Here is a 20021-nt window from a genome sequence, read left to right on the forward strand (position 1 = left end):
ATGTAATCGGCCTGCCCCCTTTTTTATAATGAAAGAAACTGTCAAGTTCCAGTTTCATATGCCTCACGTTTCATCCATATAATGAATGGAGAGGCAATGTGCTGCTTGAACTGGTCTAAGCTTCTTTAATGATGAAAACGGATACATGGGGGCGGGAAGATGAAAATACATGAGCAGGCGCAAAATCTTCAGGCGAAAGATGATCAGTTGATCTGGCATCATATGAAAGGGACAAACAAGGAAAATGAAAGTATGGTTATTCACGAGGCAGAAGGCGCATGGGTGACAGATATTCATGGAAATCGCTATTTAGACGGGATGTCAGGTCTTTGGTGTGTAAATGCCGGATATGGCCGCAAAGAGCTTGCAGAAGCGGCGTATAAGCAATTAAAGACAATGCCTTACTATCCACTTACACAAAGCCACGTGCCGGCGATTCAGCTGGCTGAAAAGCTAAATGAGTGGCTTGGCGGGGACTATGTCATCTTCTTTTCTAACAGCGGTTCTGAAGCCAATGAAGCCGCATTTAAAATTGTCAAACAATATCATGCGCAAAAAGGAGAGAGTACAAGGACAAAGTTCATCTCCCGGTACCGGTCGTATCACGGCAATACAGCAGCTGCTCTTGCCGCAACCGGTCAAGCGCAGCGTAAATATAAATATGAACCATTAGGCCAGGGCTTTATCCACGTTGCACCTCCTGATGTGTATCGTCATCCTGAAGACCAAGAGAATTTGGCGAGTGCTGCGGCGATTGATCAGGCTATGACGTGGGAACTAAGCGAGACCATTGCTGGGGTCATTATGGAGCCGATCATTACGGGCGGAGGTATCTTAATGCCGCCAAAAGGGTATTTGAAGAAGGTCAAAGACATCTGTGAAGCTCATGGGGCGCTTCTTATCGTAGATGAAGTCATCTGCGGCTTTGGCCGGACAGGGAAGCGGTTTGGTTTTATGCATGAGGAAGTAAAACCGGATATTATCACCATGGCAAAAGGGATTACAAGCGGCTATTTACCGCTTTCTGCAACGTGCGTGAAACGAGAAATCTATGAAGCTTATGCAGGGGAAGATACGTATGACCGGCTGCGCCATGTGAATACATTTGGCGGTCACCCTGCTTCCTGTGCGGTGGCACTTGCCAACCTAGAGATTATGGAAAACGAGCAATTAGTGGAACGGTCAGATGCGCTCGGGCGAGATATGCTTGAACGTTTGCAAGAGTTAAAAGAGCACCCATTTGTCGGAGATGTCAGAGGAAAAGGCTTGCTGTTTGGCATTGAGCTTGTTCAGGATCAGCAGTCCAAAAAACCAGCTGAGCTACATGTTGTCGGTCAATTGATCGCAGAATGTAAAAAACGCGGGCTGATCATCGGGAAAAATGGTGATACAGTTGCCGGCTATAATAACGTTGCCCAGCTTGCACCGCCGCTTAATATCACAGATGATGACGCTTCATTTATCATCAATACCTTAAAAGAAAGCATGGCACAGCTATAGCAGAGAGACTTCTCTGCTTTTTTCTATGGAATAAAAGCATGCTTTTCAGCATTTTGAGCTAGGTCTATGAAGATGATGTGAGGTGAAATCGGTATTGGACACACTAGGTGTATTGAAAAATAGAAGAGTTTCTATTACTGTTAGGAGAAGACTGATCCAATACACTTTTGAAGGAGACGGCATATGAGTTTTCATGATCAACCTATTCTACCTGCTGTTCGCAATATGAAGCAATTTGAGGAATTTTTAAAAAGTCCATTTACATATGGTGTCTTACTTGATGTTCACTTAGGCCGGCTAAAGGGCATCATGAATGAGGCAAATGCTCATCACAAAAAAATGTTTGTCCATGTCGATCTCATTCACGGGATTAAACATGATGAGTATGGAACGGAATTTATTTGTCAGGAAATGAAGCCAGCAGGAATTATTTCTACTAGGTCTTCTGTCATAGTAAAAGCTAAGCAAAAAAAGGTATATGCCATTCAGCGAATGTTTTTACTTGATACGAGTGCCATGGAAAAAAGCATGGAGTTCGTCGGGAAACATCGTCCAGATTTTATTGAAGTGTTGCCGGGAGTCGTACCAGATTTAATTACAGAAGTGCGCGAGCGAGCTGGGATCCCAATATTTGCAGGCGGATTTATCCGTACAAAAGAAGATGTAGAAAGAGCGCTTGAAGCAGGGGCTACAGCTGTGACGACCTCGAATACCACCCTTTGGAAAGCGTTCCAAAAGTGAAAAAGAGAAAATGTGAATATTTATTGACAACGTTTTCAACCTCTGATACTATTGCACTAAGTTAATATCATGTGATGGAGAAACGGAGATCCACAACAGCGCTTTACTAGGTGACAAATGACCCTGATGTAAAGTATGTTTGTTGTGGATCTTTTTCTTTATCTTTTCTACACATTCATAGGGGATGGCAACTGAACCAGAGGAGGAATTTTTCATGACACCATTTTGGGGAGAAGTCGTAGGTACAATGCTGCTCATCATTTTTGGAGGCGGTGTGTGTGCGGCAGTTAATTTAAAGAAATCGCTCGCATATCAATCCGGATGGATTGTAATCGCTTTCGGATGGGGATTTGCAGTGGCCATTGCAGCTTATGCAACGGGTGGAATCAGCGGAGCGCATTTAAATCCCGCACTAACAATTGGGCTTGCGCTAGAAGGAAGTTTTCCTTGGGCTGATGTTCCAATGTATATTATTGGTCAAATGCTTGGCGCATTAATAGGGGCTATTATCGTCTTTTTACATTACTTACCGCACTGGAAAGCAACTGATGATCCAGGTGCAAAGCTAGGTGTATTCTCAACTGGTCCTGCGATTCCGCATACTTTTGCAAACGTACTTAGTGAAGTCATCGGTACATTTGTATTGGTTCTAGGAATCTTAGCGATTGGTGCAAATAAATTTGCAGACGGAGTCAATCCGCTGATTGTTGGTTTCTTAATTGTTGCAATTGGTCTTTCTTTAGGTGGAACAACTGGTTATGCAATTAACCCTGCACGTGATTTAGGTCCGAGAATTGCACATGCGATCCTGCCGATTCCAGGGAAAGGCCCATCGAATTGGAAGTATGCTTGGGTGCCAGTTATTGGTCCAATTTTAGGCGGCGCATTTGGCGGTGTTTTCTACAATGCAGCTTTTAAAGCGAACGTCACTCCAGCCTTTTGGATTGTAAGCGTTATTTTAGTTGTGGTATTGTTAGGACTCTATGTCTCTACGAAAAACCAAACAAATGCTGTAAATGAAAGTATGTAAGGGGAGGAAAACATCATGACAAAAGAAAAATATATTCTTGCATTAGATCAAGGGACCACAAGCTCAAGAGCAATCTTATTTGATCAAGAAGGCAAAATTGCACATACAGCTCAGAAGGAATTTAATCAATATTTTCCGAACCCAGGCTGGGTAGAACACAATGCAAATGAAATTTGGAGCTCTGTTCTATCGGTCATTTCAACAGCTTTAATTGAATCAGGAATTGAAGCAGACCAAATCGCTGGTATCGGAATTACGAACCAGCGTGAGACAGCTGTTGTTTGGGATAAACATACAGGCGCACCTATTTACAATGCAATTGTTTGGCAGTCAAGACAAACGTCTGGCATTTGTGAAGATTTAAAAGCGCAAGGACACAATGAAACGTTTAGAAATAAAACAGGTCTTCTCATCGATGCTTATTTCTCAGGTACAAAGGTCAAATGGATTTTAGACAATGTAGAAGGTGCCCGTGAGAAAGCAGAAAATGGCGACTTACTGTTTGGCACAATCGATACTTGGCTTATTTGGAAGATGACAGGCGGTAAATCACACGTCACAGATTATTCCAATGCGTCAAGAACGTTAATGTTCAACATTTACGATCTGAAATGGGATGAAGAATTACTTGATATCCTTGGCGTACCTGCATCTATGCTTCCGGAGGTGAAACCATCTTCACACATTTATGGTGAAACAACAGACTATCACTTCTTCGGCAGAAATATTCCGATTGCAGGAGCGGCGGGAGATCAGCAGGCTGCTTTATTCGGTCAGGCTTGCTTTGAAGAAGGAATGGCGAAGAACACATATGGTACAGGATGTTTCATGTTGATGAATACAGGGGAAAAAGCCATTAAGTCGGATCATGGTTTATTAACGACGATTGCATGGGGCATTGACGGCAAAGTTGAATATGCTTTAGAAGGAAGTATTTTCGTTGCTGGCTCAGCGATTCAGTGGCTGCGTGACGGACTGAGAATGTTTAAAGACTCGAAAGACAGCGAAACATATGCAGAGCGCGTTGAGTCAACAGAGGGCGTATATGTCGTTCCGGCATTCGTTGGTCTAGGCACACCATACTGGGATAGTGATGTCAGAGGCGCTGTTTTCGGGTTAACACGCGGTACTTCTAAAGAGCACTTTGTCCGAGCAACGTTAGAATCACTTGCTTATCAAACGAAAGATGTGTTAGATGCGATGGAAAAGGATTCAAACATTTCATTAAAAACATTGCGCGTTGATGGCGGAGCTGTGAAGAATGATTTCTTAATGGGCTTCCAAAGTGATCTGTTGGATGTGCCTGTAGAGCGTCCAGAAATTAATGAAACGACGGCACTCGGTGCGGCCTATCTTGCGGGAATAGCAGTTGGCTTCTGGAACGACCGTTCAGACATTGCAAAACAATGGAACCTTGACAAGCGCTTTGACCCTAAGATGGAAGAGGACAGCCGTGACTCGTTATACAGCGGGTGGAAAAAGGCTGTAAAAGCAGCTCAAGCTTTCAAATAAACCAAAAGTATGGTATACTTCAAGTAAGTTAATAGAACGGTTGGAGAACTGGAGAGACCGCAGGCACCGAAGTGTAGAAATACGCTTTGGGTGTTTGCGGTCTCTTTTTCTTTACCGTACAACATGGGAGGAACAAGAGATGACTTTTTCTAGCTTAGAAAGGGAACAAATGCTGCAGGAAATGACAAAAAAACCATATGATGTGTTTATCATTGGCGGGGGTATTACAGGCGCTGGTACAGCACTTGATGCGTCTTCACGCGGGATGCGCGTTGGTCTTGCAGAAATGCAGGATTTCGCAGCAGGTACGTCTAGCCGCTCAACGAAACTAGTGCACGGTGGACTTCGTTATTTAAAACAATTCGAAGTGAAGATGGTCGCAGAGGTCGGTAAAGAGCGTGCCATTGTATACGAAAACGGTCCGCATGTGACAACACCAGAATGGATGCTTCTTCCGATGCATAAAGGCGGGACATTCGGTAAGTTTTCAACATCCATTGGGCTTAGAGTGTATGACTTTTTAGCTGGTGTAAAGCATAGCGAACGCAGAAGCATGCTAAGTGCGAAGGAAACACTTGCAAAAGAACCGCTTGTTAAAAAGGACGGCTTAAAAGGCGGCGGCTACTATGTTGAATACCGTACAGATGATGCACGCCTGACAATCGAAGTCATGAAAGAGGCTGTGAAATTCGGGGCAGAAGCAGTCAACTATGCGAAAGTAAAAGAATTTATTTATGATAAAGGCAAAGTTGTCGGTGTTGTCATTGAAGATGTCATGACGCAGAAAACCTACGATGTGTATGCGAAGAAAATCGTCAATGCGACAGGTCCATGGGTCGATCAGCTAAGAGACAAAGATCACTCAAAAGAAGGGAAGCACTTACAGCATACAAAAGGTATTCACTTAGTATTCGACCAATCAGTCTTCCCATTAAAACAAGCGATCTACTTTGACACACCTGATAAACGTATGGTTTTTGCGATTCCAAGAGAAGGCAAAACGTACGTAGGAACAACAGATACAGTGTACAAAAAGCAGCTGGAACATCCGCGTATGACAAAAGCAGATCGTGATTATGTCATCAAAGCGATTCAATACATGTTCCCTGATCTCAATATTACAGAAAAAGATGTTGAATCTAACTGGGCTGGTCTTCGTCCACTCATTCATGAAGAGGGCAAAGACCCTTCAGAAATTTCTCGTAAGGATGAAGTATGGACATCATCTTCAGGCTTAATTACCATTGCTGGCGGTAAATTAACAGGCTACCGCAAAATGGCTGAGCACATTGTGAATCTCGTACGTGATGGACTGAAAGAAGAAACGGGCAAAGACTTCGGGCCATGTAAAACAAAGCATATGCCAATTTCAGGCGGTCATGTAGGCGGGTCTAAAAATATGGCATCCTTTGTCCAAGCGAAAACAGCAGAAGGAGTATCTGTTGGTTTAACAGAACCGATTGCTCAAAAACTCGCTGAAAAATATGGCTCAAACGTCAGCAGTCTCTTCAAGCGTGTAGAGCAGCTTCAAGGTGAAGCAGACAAACGAAACATTCCAGCGTATGTACTGGCAGAGCTTGTCTATGCAATCGAAGAAGAATTAGCTGTTACCCCTGTTGATTTCTTCTTAAGAAGAACAGGAAGCCTATTATTTAATATCAACTGGGCGAAAAAATATGCACAGCCTGTCGTTGACTATATGGCAGAGCGTTTTGGCTGGGATGAAGCAGCAAAACAGAAACATCAAACAGAATTAGATCAACTATTCCATGAAGCAGTTGTACCACTTGATGCTGAATAAAAGAAAAGCCGATCATGTATCGGCTTTTTTATTTGTTCAGCATTTTCTTCATCTCTCAATGATATAGCATGACATAAAGGATGATTCCATATAAAATAACAGTAGATGTATTTTATTGATGATAAGAGCTGGGAGGACGACCATGAGTTGGAAGACGAATTATGAGCGATGGATCAATGAGAAGCACCTGGATACTGAGCTAAGGGAAAGGCTGGAGGCACATCAAGATGATCAATTAGCACTTGAAGACTGTTTCTACAAAAACCTTGAGTTCGGCACTGGAGGAATGCGCGGAGAGATTGGTGCCGGCACGAACCGAATGAATGTGTACACGGTTCGTAAAGCATCTGCAGGCCTTGCTGCGTATATTGCGAAACATGGAGAGGATGCAAAAAGAAGAGGCGTCGCCATTGCATATGATTCACGCCATAAATCGCCTGAATTTGCGATGGAAGCAGCCAAAACTCTTGCTTCACAGGGCATTCAAACATACGTATTTGACGAACTGCGTCCAACACCGGAGCTCTCCTTTGCTGTTCGAGAGCTGAATGCATTTGCTGGGATTGTCGTAACAGCAAGTCATAATCCACCAGAATATAATGGCTATAAAGTATATGGAGAAGACGGCGGACAGCTGCCTCCACTTCAAGCAGATCAAGTCATTCAAGAAGTAGATGCAATAGAAAATGAACTGTCGATTTCAGTTGATTCAGAAGAAACGTTAAAACAACAAGGGCTGATCAAGATGATCGGAGAAGAAATCGATCATGCGTATATTGAAAAATTAAAAACCATCAGTGTCCACCCTGAGCTGGCAGGTGAGGTCGATGTCAAAGTCGTTTTTACCCCGCTTCATGGTACGGCCAACCAGCCTGTCCGAAAAGGGCTTCAGGCTTTAGGCTATCAGCATGTGACCGTTGTGCCTGAACAGGAAAAACCAGATCCGCAATTTTCAACAGTGACATCGCCAAATCCAGAGGAGCATGCAGCATTTGAGTATGCCATCAAGCTTGGCGAAAAGCAGAATGCTGATATCCTCATTGCAACAGACCCAGATGCGGATAGGTTAGGCATTGCGGTCAGAGATCATGATGGAGAGTTTACCGTCTTAACAGGCAACCAAACAGGAGCCCTGCTGCTCCATTATTTATTGTCTGAAAAACAAAAGCTTGGTCAGCTGCCGCCTCGTCCCGTTGTGATGAAAACGATTGTCACAAGTGAGCTTGGGCGTGCTGTTGCTTCAGCATTTGGTGCCCATACGATTGACACGCTTACTGGTTTTAAATTTATTGGAGAAAAAATCAAGCAATTCGAAGAGAGCGGAGAATACACGTTTCAATTCGGGTACGAAGAAAGCTATGGCTATTTGATCGGTGACTTTGCCCGAGATAAAGATGCGGTGCAAGCGGCGCTGTTAGCTGTCGAAGTCGCTGCTTTCTATAAAAAACAAGGCAAGTCCTTGTACGACGCGCTTGTCGATATGTTCAAGGAGTTTGGATTTTACCGGGAAGGGTTAAAGTCGTTAACCTTAAAAGGAAAAGAAGGAGCAGAGCAAATTTCAGCGATCCTTCATACCTTTAGAACAAATCCACCAGCTGCTATCGCGGGTCAGCGCATCACTGTCATCGAGGATTACCAATCAAGTCAAAGACACCTCGTTGCCGAAAAGAAAGAAGAAACCATTCACCTGCCAGCTTCAAACGTGCTGAAATATTTCCTTGAGGATGGCTCGTGGTTCTGCTTAAGACCTTCCGGCACTGAGCCTAAAGTGAAATTTTATATTGCAGTCAAAGGTACATCTTTAACAGATAGCGAAGAAAAGCTGAAGCATCTGTCAGAAGAAGTGATGAAAGTCGTTTATGAGATTGTGGAAGAAACAGCTAAATAAACAAACAAGGCCATCGTGTGAATGCATGATGGCTTTTTCTCAGTCAAAAGGATGAGAAAAAATCATCCTTTTAGCGAAAGAACCGGCAGAATGCTCATGATATAATGAGCGTAATGAAAAGAGAAGGCAGCAAATGCCGGGGGTAAACAGTATGGGAGAATATCAAGAGAAGGTTGAAACATTAAAAACGTTAAAAGAAATTGCTGAAAAGCTAAATGAAGGCACGGAAATGAAAGATACGCTTCATGAAGTGCTCCATATGCTGATGGATGTCACAGGCTTTCATTCAGCATGGATTTATTTTATAGAAAAAGACGGTTCGTACGAATTGATGGCAGAGGTCTCCTTACCCGAAGCGCTGGCAAAGCATCAAAAACAGCTCATGTGCCAAAACGATTGCTATTGCATCAATCGATACACAAAAGGTTCACTTCAATCTGCCACAAACATTATGAATTGTAAACGCATCGAAACGGCGATGAAAAAGCAGCTTGGGGATACTGAAGGAATTACGCATCATGCGACGGTTCCCCTCAAAGCATGTAAGCGTACGTTCGGATTATTGAATGTGGCGGCAAAAGGAAAAGTCACATTTACGCAAGAAGAATTGAACTTGCTTGAAAGCATTGCGCTTCAAATTGGTACCGCCATTCAACGGATGAAGCTTGTGCAAAACGAACATCAACATGCTCTTTTGGAAGAAAGAAACCGGCTTGCACAGGACTTACATGATTCCGTCAACCAGATGCTATTTTCAGTCAGTCTGACTGCTAAAGCTGCCCGTCAAATGACTAATGATCAGAATCTAGGGGAAATGATTGATTTTATTCAGCATTTGTCACAAGATGCACTGGTTGAAATGCGGTCACTCATTTGGCAGCTAAGGCCAAGAGGACTTGAAAAAGGATTCACTACAGGAATTCAAGAGTATGCAAAGCTTTTAGGATTACGCTGTACATTATCGTTATCAGGCTGTATGGAGATGGATCATTCGCAGCATGAAACGTTGTTTCGGGTATGCCAAGAAGCGCTGAATAATTGTCAAAAACATGCGGGAGTAGAGGAAGTCAAGGTCCAGCTTGAACAATCAAAAGACACGTTTGAGATGAAAATTATCGACCGCGGAAAAGGGTTTCAGTATGACGAGCAAATGAGCCTCCCTTCACTTGGTCTGAAAGGCATGTCTGACCGTATCAAAAGAGCTGGTGGAACATTTTGTATAGAGTCTGAGCTCGGTAAAGGAACCACCATTCAAGTGAAGGTGCCATTTTCTCAAGAAAGGAAGGGGTCGTCATGAGAGTCGTGATTGCAGATGATCATCATATTGTGAGAAAAGGGCTTGTGTTTTTCTTGCAGACACAGCCTGACGTCGAAATCGTTGGTGAGGCTTATAATGGAGAAGAAGCATTAGAAGTTGTCAGACAAACGCGGCCTGACATCGTTCTAATGGATCTATCGATGCCTGTGATGAATGGTATTGAAGCTACGAAACAAATGATGCTGGAAATGCCCGATACCCGCATTGTGATTCTGACAAGCTATGCGGATAAAGATTATGTTATTCCCGCTATTCAAGCAGGGGCAAAAGCCTATCAGCTCAAGGATGTAGCGCCAGAAAAGCTCCTTACGACAATGATTGACGTACAAAAGGGCACCTATCAATTAGATGCTCATATCACCAACTTTCTTGTGCAGCATTTGACTGAGCCAAAAGAGCAAAAATGGAAGTTAATGAAAGAGCTGACCAATAGAGAGCGAGATGTCTTATTCGAAATTGCAAAGGGGAAAAGCAATAAAGAAATTGCCTCATCACTGTTTATTTCTGAAAAGACTGTCAAAACACACGTATCCCATGTATTATCAAAACTAGAGCTGGCAGATCGTACACAAGCGGCTCTGTATGCAGTGGATTATCAAAAAAATCAGCCGAAAGAGCTGCTATGACAGAAGGGAATTTAGTCGTTATGCTAAAACTTTTAAGCGCACATTCAATTCAATGAATTGAATAAAAAAGAGCACAGATGTTGGTTTATTTGACGTGCCCTTTTGTGTAAAAAGAGAAGCATGTCCAGTCTAATTTCTAATAATGAAACGATAAAAGGCTTGATGAGTATATGCTCATCAAGTCTTTTTTTATTTTGAGGGAGGTGATGAACCGGCTGACTAAAGGTGAATTTAAAAAAGGAGGGAACAAAGTGGAGACATATGAATTAGTGAATGGTTATCGCCATGATGACAAATTGAAAGAAAGCTTTAATGCGTTAGCGATCAATACATTTGATTTGGATTTTAGTGACTGGTATAAAAGAGGGTACTGGGATGAAAAATATATTCCTTATTCCTTTGTCCATCACGGGAAAGTGATCTCAAACGCTTCCGTCTACCTCATGTCACTGATCATTGATGGCCAAACGTATCGAGCTGTTCAAATTGGCACGGTGATGACGGATCAAGCCTACCGCCATAAAGGATTAGCGACAAAGTTAATGCAGCATATTATGGATACGTACGAAAATGACTATGATATGATTTTTCTTTTTGCCAATGAAACTGTACTGGATTTTTATCCAAGATTCGGCTTTACCCGTTACCACGAAAGCGAATTTAGTCTAAATATCGGCAAAAGCGCCATTCAAATGAAAAAGGACATGCGCAAAAAGCAGCTGACGTTGGAACATGACCTGCCATTACTTGAACAGTTCGCAGAAAAACGTCAAACGGGATCAATGAAATTAGATGCTGAAGACCATGGTAGCTTATTGATGTTTTATTTTACATTCGTTTGGCCGGATGCCATTTTCTATATTGAAGCGTTGGATACCATTGTCCTGATGAATGAAGAAAATGAAACCATACATGTCTTTGATATCATTTCTCTCCAGCCGCAAAATATAGAGGAAGTTGTTGCACATATTGTGAATGAAACGACGGAAAAAGTGATATTCTATTTTACACCTGATACGTCAATTGACGGCTTACATGTGGTTATGGCGCCAAATGACGAGGATGCGCTGTTTATTTATACAAAAAAAGAATGGGTAAAAGACCACTTTATGCTTCCAATCACTGCGCACTGCTAAGTGTATGTAAAAAGGCTGATAATCAGCCTTTTTCTTTATGTGTACATCGGTTGTGAATAAACTTCAGAAGCAGCAGCCTCTGAAGCATGGTCAATGTACTGCAGGAGCCCATATAAACATTTTTCAACATCAGCATCGTTCCGGTTAAATTGATACGCGTGTAAGAAATGCTCAATACGTTTCGAGAGCAAGTCATCTTGCGTACGTACCATAAGAATAAGTAAATTATCCCATTGCGAGCGATGCGTATAATAAAGTGCTTTATCATAATCCGCCACATTCATCAAACCTTCTCCTTTCCCTTGAGAAGTCCTCATTAGTTTGCTCGGAACATATCGACATTTTCAGGGGAAAAGTTGGTGTCCGCATTAATCATGTACCGGGAATTTTAGGCTGAATAAATGCTTCATGTATGAAAAAGGATCGACCAGCAAAACATAAACAAAATATACATGAAAGTGAGATCAATGATATTATGCAGCCGAAATGGTGGATGCCTTTTGCAGCAGGAATGGTTTTGTATGGCATTTTCATGATCCATCCTGCAGCAAATGCAGCGATGCAGCCTGTTGAAAATTGGGAAAGACTTGCGTACACAGCGTTGCAAGAGGAATATGAAGGCGCCGCTTTAAACGATTATCAATATATTGGGCGTACACAAGTAAATGAAGATCAGACAAAAGATGTGTTTCGCGTCACCGTGAAGGAAGGCTCAACGCTTTTTGCCGCACATGCAGAAATCTATTTTCACCCGGTGACCGGTCATTTGATTAGTATTAACGTATTCCGGCTATAAAAAAAGCACCTCTAATAAAGAGGTGCTCATTACGGATCAATTATTTCATGCTTCCTTGAAGGTATGAGCGAATATCCACACCAAGTGAATCGGCTAATCGTTGTCCGTAGTCTTCGTCTGCACGATAGAAGTTGCAGATCGCAAGTAATTTTGTTTTGTCATTTACATCTTTCAGGTCAGCTGTTAGGTTTTTGATCAATGCTTGCTTCTCTTCTTCAGAGTAGCTTCGATATTTTTCCCCAGCTTGTTTGAAATCGTTCGGTTTTTCAATTTTTTGTCTCACCATACGGTCACCGTGAAGAACTTGCTCACTTTCTTTGTAGTGAGGATTTTCTTTTGGCTGATCATCGTAACGGTTTGGTTCATAGTTAATATGACCGCTTGGACGAGTCGTTGTCATAAAGCCATCCTGCTGATTATTGTGTACTGGTGCATAAGGACAGTTCACCGGAATGCGCATGTAGTTTGCACCAAGACGATGACGCTGCGTATCAGGATATGAGAACAGACGGCCTTGAAGCAGTTTATCTTCTGATGCTTCGATTCCTGGAACAAGTGCACTTGGCGTGAAAGCAGATTGCTCTGTTTCAGCAAAGAAGTTCTCAGGATTGCGGTTGAGTGTCATGCGTCCTACTTTTTGAAGCGGATAATCTTCCTCGCTCCATGTCTTTGTTGGATCACATGGATCATAGTCAAGGTCATCATAATCGCTAAGCGGCATCAGCTGGACATATAAGTCCCATGCTGGGTAATGGCCATTTTCAATGCGGTCATATAAGTCTCTTGTCGCATGCTGGAAATCATTCGCTTGGATTTCTGCTGCTTCTTCCATAGATAAATTGCGAATACCTTCTGAAGGTCTCCAGTGATATTTCACATATTTTGTTTCTCCATATTTGTTGACCCATCTAAATGTATGCACACCAGAACCGCGCATTTCAGCGTAACTCGCAGGGATTCCTTCATCAGAGAAGAGCCATGTGAGCATATGAGTGGATTCAGGTGTTAAGGTCATAAAATCCCAATAACGGTCAGGATCTTGGATATTGGTTACAGGATCTGGCTTGAGAGAGTGAACCATATCAGGGAATTTCAATGCATCACGTATAAAGAAGATCGGCAAGTTGTTACCAACTAGATCATAGTTACCTTCTTCTGTGTAAAATTTGACAGCAAAGCCGCGCGGGTCACGCAATGTTTCAGGTGAACCTTTAGGATGAATAACTGTTGAGAAGCGAACAAAAACGTCTGTCTGTTTTCCTTCTTCACTTAAGAAGTCAGCTTTTGTATGTTTCTCCATGCTATTTTCAACTTCAAACACACCATAAGCGCCGGCGCCTCTTGCATGAACGACACGCTCTGGAATACGTTCACGATCGAAGTGTGCAAGTTTTTCAATCAAATGGTAATCATCAAGAAATGTAGGTCCGCGGTGACCAGCTGTTCTTGAGTTTTGGTTATCGCCAACAGGCACGCCTTGATTCGTTGTCAAATTTTTATGATTTGAATTTGTCATTCTTTTCTCCTCCTGTAAACAAAAAAATGATTTCTAGTAATCTATATACCCTAATTATATTAAATCAAACCTGATAGTCAATATTTATTTATAATAATTTTAAATTAATTATTATTACAAGAAGGTAAAGAAAAAGACGAAAGAAAAGAATTCTTTCGCCTAAAGGAGGAGCTCTCTAAGAGCATCTTTGTTTTGAGTTAAATCTTTTAATGTGTATTGATCAAGAACGCGTAAGTAAGCAGTAAGTGCTTCATGAAGTACATGCTTTAATGAACAAATCGGAGAGATGATACAGCTGTTTTTCTTTGAATCAAAGCATTCAACCATGACTAAATCATCCTCAGTATAACGGACAACTTCTCCAATATTAATGCTTTCTGGGCTTTTCCCAAGCCTAATCCCGCCATTTCTTCCACGGATCGTTTCCACATACCCGCGTTTTCCAAGATGATAAATCACCTTAGTCAGATGATTTTTAGAAATGCCATAAACATCGGCGATCTGCTGAATATTTGACAGTTCATTGTTTTCTCTTGATGCTAAATAAATGAGTACTCTTAATGAGAAATCTGTATAATTCGTTAGTTTCATTTTGACGACCTCTAAACCTGATAGAGTTTTGTATCATCGTAACACATTTTAGACAAAAACTGTTCGAGAAAGTGTTAAATGTGACAACATTTAAAACATGTATTATAAATATTGCTTTTATAAGCTGTCATCCATTACGATAAAGATGTATTTAAAATACATCTTTTTGAAAGAAGGAATGACGATGTTATCTAAAGATCAAATGAATGCCATTAAACAATCAGCCCCTCTATTAAAAGCTGAGGGAACCAAACTTGTGACTGTTTTTTATCAAAATATGATTCGGCAGCACCCAGAACTACTCAATCAATTTAATAAAACAAACCTCATGAACGGAAGTCAGCCAGAGGCGCTTGCTGCGACACTATATCAAGCAGCACTGCACATCGATCGATTAGAAGAATTACTTCCTGCGGTCAAACAGATTGCCCATAAGCATGTCAGTGTGATGGTCAAAAAAGAGCAATATCCAATCGTCGGATATCACCTCATTGAAGCGATGAAAGAAGTGTTTGGTTTAACGGAAAAAGATGACACGCTTTTAGCTTGGAAGGCCGCATATGACATTATTGCAAATATTTTTATCACGATTGAAGCAGAAATGATGGAGGAGAATGTAAAGCAAACTGGCGGATGGGCAGATGTGAAGCCGTTTGTGATTAAGAAAAAGGTACAGGAATCTCCATCGCTGATCTCCTTTTACTTAGTACCAGAAGATGAATCAGAGCTGCCAATGTATGAAGCAGGCCAATATGTTACGGTACAGGCAGATATGCCGGGTGAAGCTTATATGTGCAGCAGACAATATAGCTTATCAGATCAGCATCATCCTTCTTATTACCGCATTACAGTAAAGCGTGATGGTCATGTGTCTACATTTTTGCATGATGAAATGGAAGAAGGGGACGTTCTTCAAGTGAGTATGCCGCAGGGAATGTTCTGTTTGCAAGAAGACACTAAAGAGCCTGTTTATTTTATTAGTGCTGGTTCTGGTGTCACACCAATGATCGGTTTAATGAAAACAGCAGCGCAAAACAGCCAGCCGTTTACAATGATTCATGCAGATCGATTAGAGGATGTAACTGCTTTTGAAAATGAATTTGAAAGCGTTCTAGCTGCAGCTTCTCATGGTCGCATCATCTTATGTAATGAACAATTTGTACAGCCTGGTAAGGGTGAGCTTGTTGAAAAGGCAGCTTCCCGCATTGACCGTCCATTCCTTCAATCAGTGATTGGAGAAGGGAAAGGCCAATTTTATCTATGCGGTTCCCCGGTGTTTACACAGGAGATGATTCATATACTAAAAGAGCTGGGAATTCCAGAACAGAATATTCATTTCGAGTCATTCGGCGGGCAATCCACGAAAGAAATGGAAGTCGTCTAAACGAATGGCGGAACATCATGTTTTTTTAGGTGCGCTCATATAGTAGGGATAAGTCCGATGAGGAGGGATGGTTTCCTTGAGCGTATCTGAAAAACGTCTTTTACAAAGAGCCATTGATGAAATTACAGAAATTGCAGATGGATTTGGTCTAGATTTTTATCCGATGAGGTATGAAATCTGTCCCGCGGAAATTATTTATACGTTCGGTGCATACGGAATGCCAACACGATTCAGCCACTGGAGCTTTGGGAAGCAATTTCATAAAATGAAGCTTCATTATGATTTAGGGTTAAGCAAAATTTATGAGCTGGTCATCAATTCAAATCCTTGCTACGCCTTTCTACTTGATAACAACACGCTTGTTCAAAATAAATTAATTGTGGCTCATGTACTGGCACACTGTGATTTCTTCAAAAATAATTGCCGTTTCCAAAACACAAAACGAGACATGGTAGAAAGCATGTCAGCAGCGGCAGAGCGGATCAAAGAATATGAGCATCTTCATGGAACAAAAGAAGTGGAATCCTTTTTAGACGCCGTATTGGCTCTACAGGAGCATATTGATCCGTCTCTTGTTCGTTCAAAACTAAGCTGGAATATGGACGATGAAGAAGAATGTGAAGATGATAAACCAAAACGTCAGACGCCGTATGATGATTTGTGGGGAATGGATGAGCCGAAGACGCATGAGAAAAAGAAAATCGTCAAGCAATTTCCACCAAAGCCAGAAAAAGATATTTTGCTCTTTATTGAGGCGCACTCCCGGGAGCTAGAGCCGTGGCAGCGGGACGTCCTCACCATGCTGAGGGAGGAAATGCTCTATTTTTGGCCGCAGCTGGAAACAAAGATTATGAATGAAGGCTGGGCATCGTATTGGCATCAGCGGATTATGCGTGAGCTTGATTTAGATTCAAGTGAATCGATTGAGTTTGCCAAATTAAATGCAGGAGTGGTGCAGCCATCTAAAACAGGCATCAATCCTTACTATTTAGGTCTGAAGATTTTTGAAGATATCGAAGAGCGCTATGACAACCCATGTGAAGAATTAAAAAAAGCAGGGGTGACAGAAGGATCGGGCCGCAGCAAAATGTTTGAAGTCAGGGAAATTGAATCAGATATTTCCTTTATTCGAAATTACTTAACAAAAGACCTTGTGATGAGAGAAGATTTGTACTTGTTTCAAAAACAAGGGAGAGACTATAAAGTCATCGATAAAGAATGGAAGGCTGTTCGTGATCAGCTAGTCAGCATGAGGGTCAATGGCGGCTTTCCTTATTTGACCGTGATGGATGGCGACTATTTAAAAAACAATGAACTCTATATTAAACATTGGTATGAAGGCATTGAACTAGATCTGAAATACTTAGAAAAAGTACTCCCTTATTTGCATCAGCTATGGGGAAGAAGTGTGCATATCGAATCAGTTCTTGAAGGAAAAGAAGTCATGTTTTCGTATGATGGAAAAGGGGTTCATAGGAAATATCTCGCTTAAAAAAGACCAAAAAAAGATGTCTCTTAGCAGACATCTTTTTTTGCCCGTTTTATTGGTTTTTCAGCAGTTTGAAAATGTGTTTTGCTTGATCGGTGTTTTCCATCAGACCTTTTAGCTTTTGGCTTGTTGGGCCATATGCAAAGAATGGAACTTCATCACCCGTATGACCTGATGTTGTCCAGCCTGTATGTGATCTCATGTTGATCACTTCTTCAATCGCATCATCAATTTTAACAGCATCCTTTGTTTCAGAAGCCTTTTGAATGGAGGCTATTTCTTCTTTTGTAAATTCAAGATCGATATATTGTTTCAGCGCTGATTCAACAGGCATGCCGCTGACAATTTTGTTTGCAATAAAGTCAGGCGTCTTTTTCGCTGCTTTTACCGGTTTGTAATCCCAGCTGCCCGAGCCGTCTGCTCCGAAGGAAAGTCCGCCAGTTGAATGATCGGCAGTGGTGATGACTAACGTATTTTTATCCTTTTTTGCAAAACGAATGGCTTCTTCAAATGCTTTTTCAAAATCCTTCATTTCACTCATTGCACTGACAATATCATGATCATGTCCAGCCCAGTCAATTTGGCTGCCTTCAACCATAAGGAAAAATCCTTTTTTGTTTTTAGACAGCTGTTTAATGGCTGAGGACGTCATGTCTTGCAGGGAAGGGGTCTTTTTATCACGATCAATCGCTTTATCAAGACCACCGTCAGCAAAAATGCCTAGCACCTTTTGATTTTTGTTTTTTTGTAAGGCATCTTTATTGGTGACATAATCATATCCGGCTTGCTTGAATTCTTTCGTCAAATCACGATCCTTCCGGACAAAATCGACAAGACCTCCGCCAAGCATGACATCGACTGTATGCTGTTTTCCGATTTTTTCATCGAAGAAATCATCAGCGATGGCTGCTGTGTTTTTTCTCGATACATCGTGAGCCGCATACGCAGCAGGAGTGGCATTTGTTAATTCAGAGGTCACGACAAGACCTGTAGATTTTCCCTTCCGTTTTGCTTCTTCTAGAACTGTTTTTAATTTTTTGCCGTTTTTATTTACACCGATCGCATTGTTGTAAGTCTTTTTACCAGTTGCCATAGCTGTACCAGCTGCGGCAGAATCGGTGATATTGCTTTTAGAGTCGTTAGGGTATGTTTTGTGCATGCCAGTGAGGTAAGGGTCAAACGCTGTTTGTTTTGAAAGGTCTCCGTTGTGTTTAAATGAACGGTAAGTTGAAAGATAAGGTGTTCCCATGCCATCCCCGATCAGCACGATCACATTTTGCACGTCATTTTTTGGCTTCTTTTTAGCCTCTGCTTTGTCAGCCTGTCCAAATTCAATCCCTGAAAAAATGCCAATCGATAGCACAGATGCTGCCGCTACTGCAGCGATTTTCGTTTTCGAGCTTTTCAACACACTCATTCATTTTGCCTCCTCATTGTTTATGTATCGCTCTTACGTTTACAATGGTAGAGCAGAATTGTGGATTCCCATTTACAGGATCGTAAAGTTCACTTTAAAATTGTAAAGGTCCACTTTACATAGAATGGACCAAAAAGAGAAATGAATGTATCATTTATCCATGACAAGATGCGTTTATTTTGTCATGATTGTGTAATGAAAATGAAATATAAAGAACCCTAAAAAAAAATAAATTTTGCCGAATTAATAAGCATAATGTCGTAGGAAGTCAAGACTATTTCTTCTGGTATTTGATCCTTATAATAGTAAGTAGATAAAATTCGGATCACGATAGATACATACAGGAGGAACAAATGAAAAAACAATTGATCACAGCTGCAAGTGCAGTTCTACTTGGGACGACATTATTTGCCGGAGCTGCCTCAGCACAATCAGTAAAAGTTCAAAAAGGTGACTCTCTTTCTGTTCTAGCGAAAAAATACAAAACAAGTGTGAGCAAGATTAAATCAGATAATAAGCTGAAATCTAACACGATTTATGTTGGACAAACTTTAAAAGTAAATGGTACTTCCTCAAAAAAAACTACGAAAACATCAAAAACAACAACAAAAGTAAAAGCGGCGTCAGCGACAGCTACTCATAAAGTTGTTAAAGGTGATACATTATCTAAAATCGGCAAAAAGTACGGCATGACTGTAAAAGAGCTGAAATCGTTAAATAAACTCAAAACAAACCTGATCAAAATTGGGCAAAAGCTAAAGGTCAAAAAGACATCTAAAAAAGTGAAGACAACACCTGTTAAAGAAAAAACAGTTTCTGCTTCTTCTTTAAACACGTCTAAGCTTGTAGCAGATGCTAAAGCGCACAATGGCACACCATATAGATGGGGTGGAACGACACCAAAAGGCTTTGATTGCAGCGGATTTATGTGGTATATCATTAACAAACAAAAAAAGATTTCAAGACAAACAACTGAAGGTTTCTGGGGATCAATGAAAAGCGTATCAACACCAAAGGTTGGCGATTTTGTGTTCTTTACAACATATAAATCGGGTCCATCTCACATGGGTGTCTACATTGGGAACAACAAGTTTATTCATGCTGCTTCTGATGGTGTGACGATCAGTAATATGAATTCAAGCTACTGGAAGCCGATTTACCTTGGAGCGAAAACATTTGTGAACTAATTTATTCTAAGAGACTGCTTATGAAGCAGTCTTTTTTTATTTGCGCTGTAGACTTACCGTTGGGTATATTTAAGAAAACACCAAAAAGC

At 41.4% G+C, this 20021-nt stretch carries 17 protein-coding genes; 13 read left to right on the plus strand and 4 right to left on the minus strand.

The window, feature by feature from the left end; all coding sequences use genetic code 11:
- The first annotated feature begins 159 nt into the window (after nucleotides 1-159).
- The 9 genes from C6Y06_RS05280 to C6Y06_RS05325 all read left to right on the plus strand — a co-directional run bounded on the left by C6Y06_RS05280 (nucleotide 160) and on the right by C6Y06_RS05325 (nucleotide 11552).
- Nucleotides 160-1500 carry an aspartate aminotransferase family protein gene (locus C6Y06_RS05280; RefSeq protein WP_066031110.1) on the plus strand — a complete coding sequence of 447 codons (1341 nt, stop codon included), beginning with the start codon at nucleotides 160-162 and terminating at the stop codon, nucleotides 1498-1500.
- Between the two features lie 183 nt (nucleotides 1501-1683).
- On the plus strand, nucleotides 1684-2241 hold the full coding sequence (locus C6Y06_RS05285; RefSeq protein ID WP_034663739.1) for a glycerol-3-phosphate responsive antiterminator: 558 nt from the start codon (nucleotides 1684-1686) through the stop codon (nucleotides 2239-2241).
- A 214-nt stretch (nucleotides 2242-2455) separates the two neighbouring features.
- Nucleotides 2456-3271, plus strand: a complete 816-nt coding sequence (locus tag C6Y06_RS05290) for an MIP/aquaporin family protein (protein ID WP_060595849.1) — start codon at nucleotides 2456-2458, stop codon at nucleotides 3269-3271.
- Between the two features lie 15 nt (nucleotides 3272-3286).
- Complete coding sequence (glpK, locus tag C6Y06_RS05295) at nucleotides 3287-4783, plus strand: glycerol kinase GlpK (protein WP_106036599.1); 1497 nt, start codon at nucleotides 3287-3289, stop codon at nucleotides 4781-4783.
- Nucleotides 4784-4922: 139 nt separating this feature from the next.
- A complete protein-coding gene (glpD, locus tag C6Y06_RS05300; RefSeq protein WP_106036600.1) occupies nucleotides 4923-6584 on the plus strand; it encodes a glycerol-3-phosphate dehydrogenase in 1662 nt (553 codons plus the stop codon).
- 142 nt (nucleotides 6585-6726) lie between these two features.
- The gene (locus C6Y06_RS05305) at nucleotides 6727-8472 is read left to right on the plus strand and encodes a phospho-sugar mutase (RefSeq protein ID WP_060595852.1); all 1746 of its coding nucleotides are present in this window, start codon (nucleotides 6727-6729) and stop codon (nucleotides 8470-8472) included.
- Between the two features lie 151 nt (nucleotides 8473-8623).
- Entirely contained in the window at nucleotides 8624-9769 is a 1146-nt protein-coding gene (locus C6Y06_RS05310) for a GAF domain-containing sensor histidine kinase (protein ID WP_060595853.1), read from the plus strand.
- On the plus strand, nucleotides 9766-10416 hold the full coding sequence (locus tag C6Y06_RS05315) for a response regulator (RefSeq protein WP_060595854.1): 651 nt from the start codon (nucleotides 9766-9768) through the stop codon (nucleotides 10414-10416). Before C6Y06_RS05310 ends, C6Y06_RS05315 begins: the two co-directional genes overlap by 4 nt.
- Before the next feature lie 251 nt (nucleotides 10417-10667).
- Nucleotides 10668-11552, plus strand: a complete 885-nt coding sequence (locus C6Y06_RS05325) for a GNAT family N-acetyltransferase (protein WP_060595855.1) — start codon at nucleotides 10668-10670, stop codon at nucleotides 11550-11552.
- A 35-nt stretch (nucleotides 11553-11587) separates the two neighbouring features.
- On the opposite strand, the gene C6Y06_RS05330 is transcribed toward C6Y06_RS05325, so the two are convergent.
- The gene (locus C6Y06_RS05330; protein WP_024426598.1) at nucleotides 11588-11836 is read right to left on the minus strand and encodes a YhdB family protein; all 249 of its coding nucleotides are present in this window, start codon (nucleotides 11834-11836) and stop codon (nucleotides 11588-11590) included.
- Between the two features lie 128 nt (nucleotides 11837-11964).
- Between C6Y06_RS05330 and C6Y06_RS05335 the strand changes: the two genes are divergently transcribed.
- On the plus strand, nucleotides 11965-12348 hold the full coding sequence (locus C6Y06_RS05335) for a YqzG/YhdC family protein (protein WP_060595857.1): 384 nt from the start codon (nucleotides 11965-11967) through the stop codon (nucleotides 12346-12348).
- 40 nt (nucleotides 12349-12388) lie between these two features.
- Here C6Y06_RS05335 and C6Y06_RS05340 read toward each other — a convergent pair whose 3' ends face one another.
- Together C6Y06_RS05340 and C6Y06_RS05345 are read right to left on the minus strand one after the other, a co-directional pair.
- Nucleotides 12389-13864, minus strand: a complete 1476-nt coding sequence (locus tag C6Y06_RS05340) for a catalase (protein WP_066031106.1) — start codon at nucleotides 13862-13864, stop codon at nucleotides 12389-12391.
- A gap of 159 nt (nucleotides 13865-14023) precedes the next feature.
- On the minus strand, nucleotides 14024-14455 hold the full coding sequence (locus C6Y06_RS05345; RefSeq protein ID WP_034663719.1) for an Rrf2 family transcriptional regulator: 432 nt from the start codon (nucleotides 14453-14455) through the stop codon (nucleotides 14024-14026).
- A 184-nt stretch (nucleotides 14456-14639) separates the two neighbouring features.
- Between C6Y06_RS05345 and C6Y06_RS05350 the strand changes: the two genes are divergently transcribed.
- Together C6Y06_RS05350 and C6Y06_RS05355 are read left to right on the plus strand one after the other, a co-directional pair.
- Complete coding sequence (locus tag C6Y06_RS05350) at nucleotides 14640-15839, plus strand: globin domain-containing protein (protein WP_106036601.1); 1200 nt, start codon at nucleotides 14640-14642, stop codon at nucleotides 15837-15839.
- A 67-nt stretch (nucleotides 15840-15906) separates the two neighbouring features.
- Nucleotides 15907-17331, plus strand: a complete 1425-nt coding sequence (locus C6Y06_RS05355; protein ID WP_374955730.1) for a SpoVR family protein — start codon at nucleotides 15907-15909, stop codon at nucleotides 17329-17331.
- A 49-nt stretch (nucleotides 17332-17380) separates the two neighbouring features.
- Here the strand turns inward: C6Y06_RS05355 and C6Y06_RS05360 are convergent, their stop codons facing one another.
- Nucleotides 17381-18745: an alkaline phosphatase gene (locus C6Y06_RS05360; RefSeq protein ID WP_106036602.1), complete on the minus strand. Its 1365-nt coding sequence runs from the start codon at nucleotides 18743-18745 to the stop codon at nucleotides 17381-17383.
- Nucleotides 18746-19098: 353 nt separating this feature from the next.
- Between C6Y06_RS05360 and C6Y06_RS05365 the strand changes: the two genes are divergently transcribed.
- Nucleotides 19099-19932, plus strand: a complete 834-nt coding sequence (locus tag C6Y06_RS05365) for a C40 family peptidase (RefSeq protein ID WP_034663692.1) — start codon at nucleotides 19099-19101, stop codon at nucleotides 19930-19932.
- Nucleotides 19933-20021: the final 89 nt, after the last annotated feature.

The organism is Bacillus sp. MZGC1, from assembly GCF_002998605.1.
Taxonomy (GTDB): Bacteria; Bacillota; Bacilli; order Bacillales; family Bacillaceae; genus Bacillus.

Coding starts and splice junctions, on each gene's coding strand:
- C6Y06_RS05280 (WP_066031110.1), top strand. CDS start 160: ATGAAAATACATGAGCAGGCGCAAAATCTTCAGGCGAAAGATGATCAG.
- C6Y06_RS05285 (WP_034663739.1), top strand. CDS start 1,684: ATGAGTTTTCATGATCAACCTATTCTACCTGCTGTTCGCAATATGAAG.
- C6Y06_RS05290 (WP_060595849.1), top strand. CDS start 2,456: ATGACACCATTTTGGGGAGAAGTCGTAGGTACAATGCTGCTCATCATT.
- glpK (WP_106036599.1), top strand. CDS start 3,287: ATGACAAAAGAAAAATATATTCTTGCATTAGATCAAGGGACCACAAGC.
- glpD (WP_106036600.1), top strand. CDS start 4,923: ATGACTTTTTCTAGCTTAGAAAGGGAACAAATGCTGCAGGAAATGACA.
- C6Y06_RS05305 (WP_060595852.1), top strand. CDS start 6,727: ATGAGTTGGAAGACGAATTATGAGCGATGGATCAATGAGAAGCACCTG.
- C6Y06_RS05310 (WP_060595853.1), top strand. CDS start 8,624: ATGGGAGAATATCAAGAGAAGGTTGAAACATTAAAAACGTTAAAAGAA.
- C6Y06_RS05315 (WP_060595854.1), top strand. CDS start 9,766: ATGAGAGTCGTGATTGCAGATGATCATCATATTGTGAGAAAAGGGCTT.
- C6Y06_RS05330 (WP_024426598.1), bottom strand. CDS start 11,836: ATGAATGTGGCGGATTATGATAAAGCACTTTATTATACGCATCGCTCG.
- C6Y06_RS05335 (WP_060595857.1), top strand. CDS start 11,965: ATGAAAAAGGATCGACCAGCAAAACATAAACAAAATATACATGAAAGT.
- C6Y06_RS05340 (WP_066031106.1), bottom strand. CDS start 13,864: ATGACAAATTCAAATCATAAAAATTTGACAACGAATCAAGGCGTGCCT.
- C6Y06_RS05345 (WP_034663719.1), bottom strand. CDS start 14,455: ATGAAACTAACGAATTATACAGATTTCTCATTAAGAGTACTCATTTAT.
- C6Y06_RS05350 (WP_106036601.1), top strand. CDS start 14,640: ATGTTATCTAAAGATCAAATGAATGCCATTAAACAATCAGCCCCTCTA.
- C6Y06_RS05355 (WP_374955730.1), top strand. CDS start 15,907: ATGGTTTCCTTGAGCGTATCTGAAAAACGTCTTTTACAAAGAGCCATT.
- C6Y06_RS05360 (WP_106036602.1), bottom strand. CDS start 18,745: ATGAGTGTGTTGAAAAGCTCGAAAACGAAAATCGCTGCAGTAGCGGCA.
- C6Y06_RS05365 (WP_034663692.1), top strand. CDS start 19,099: ATGAAAAAACAATTGATCACAGCTGCAAGTGCAGTTCTACTTGGGACG.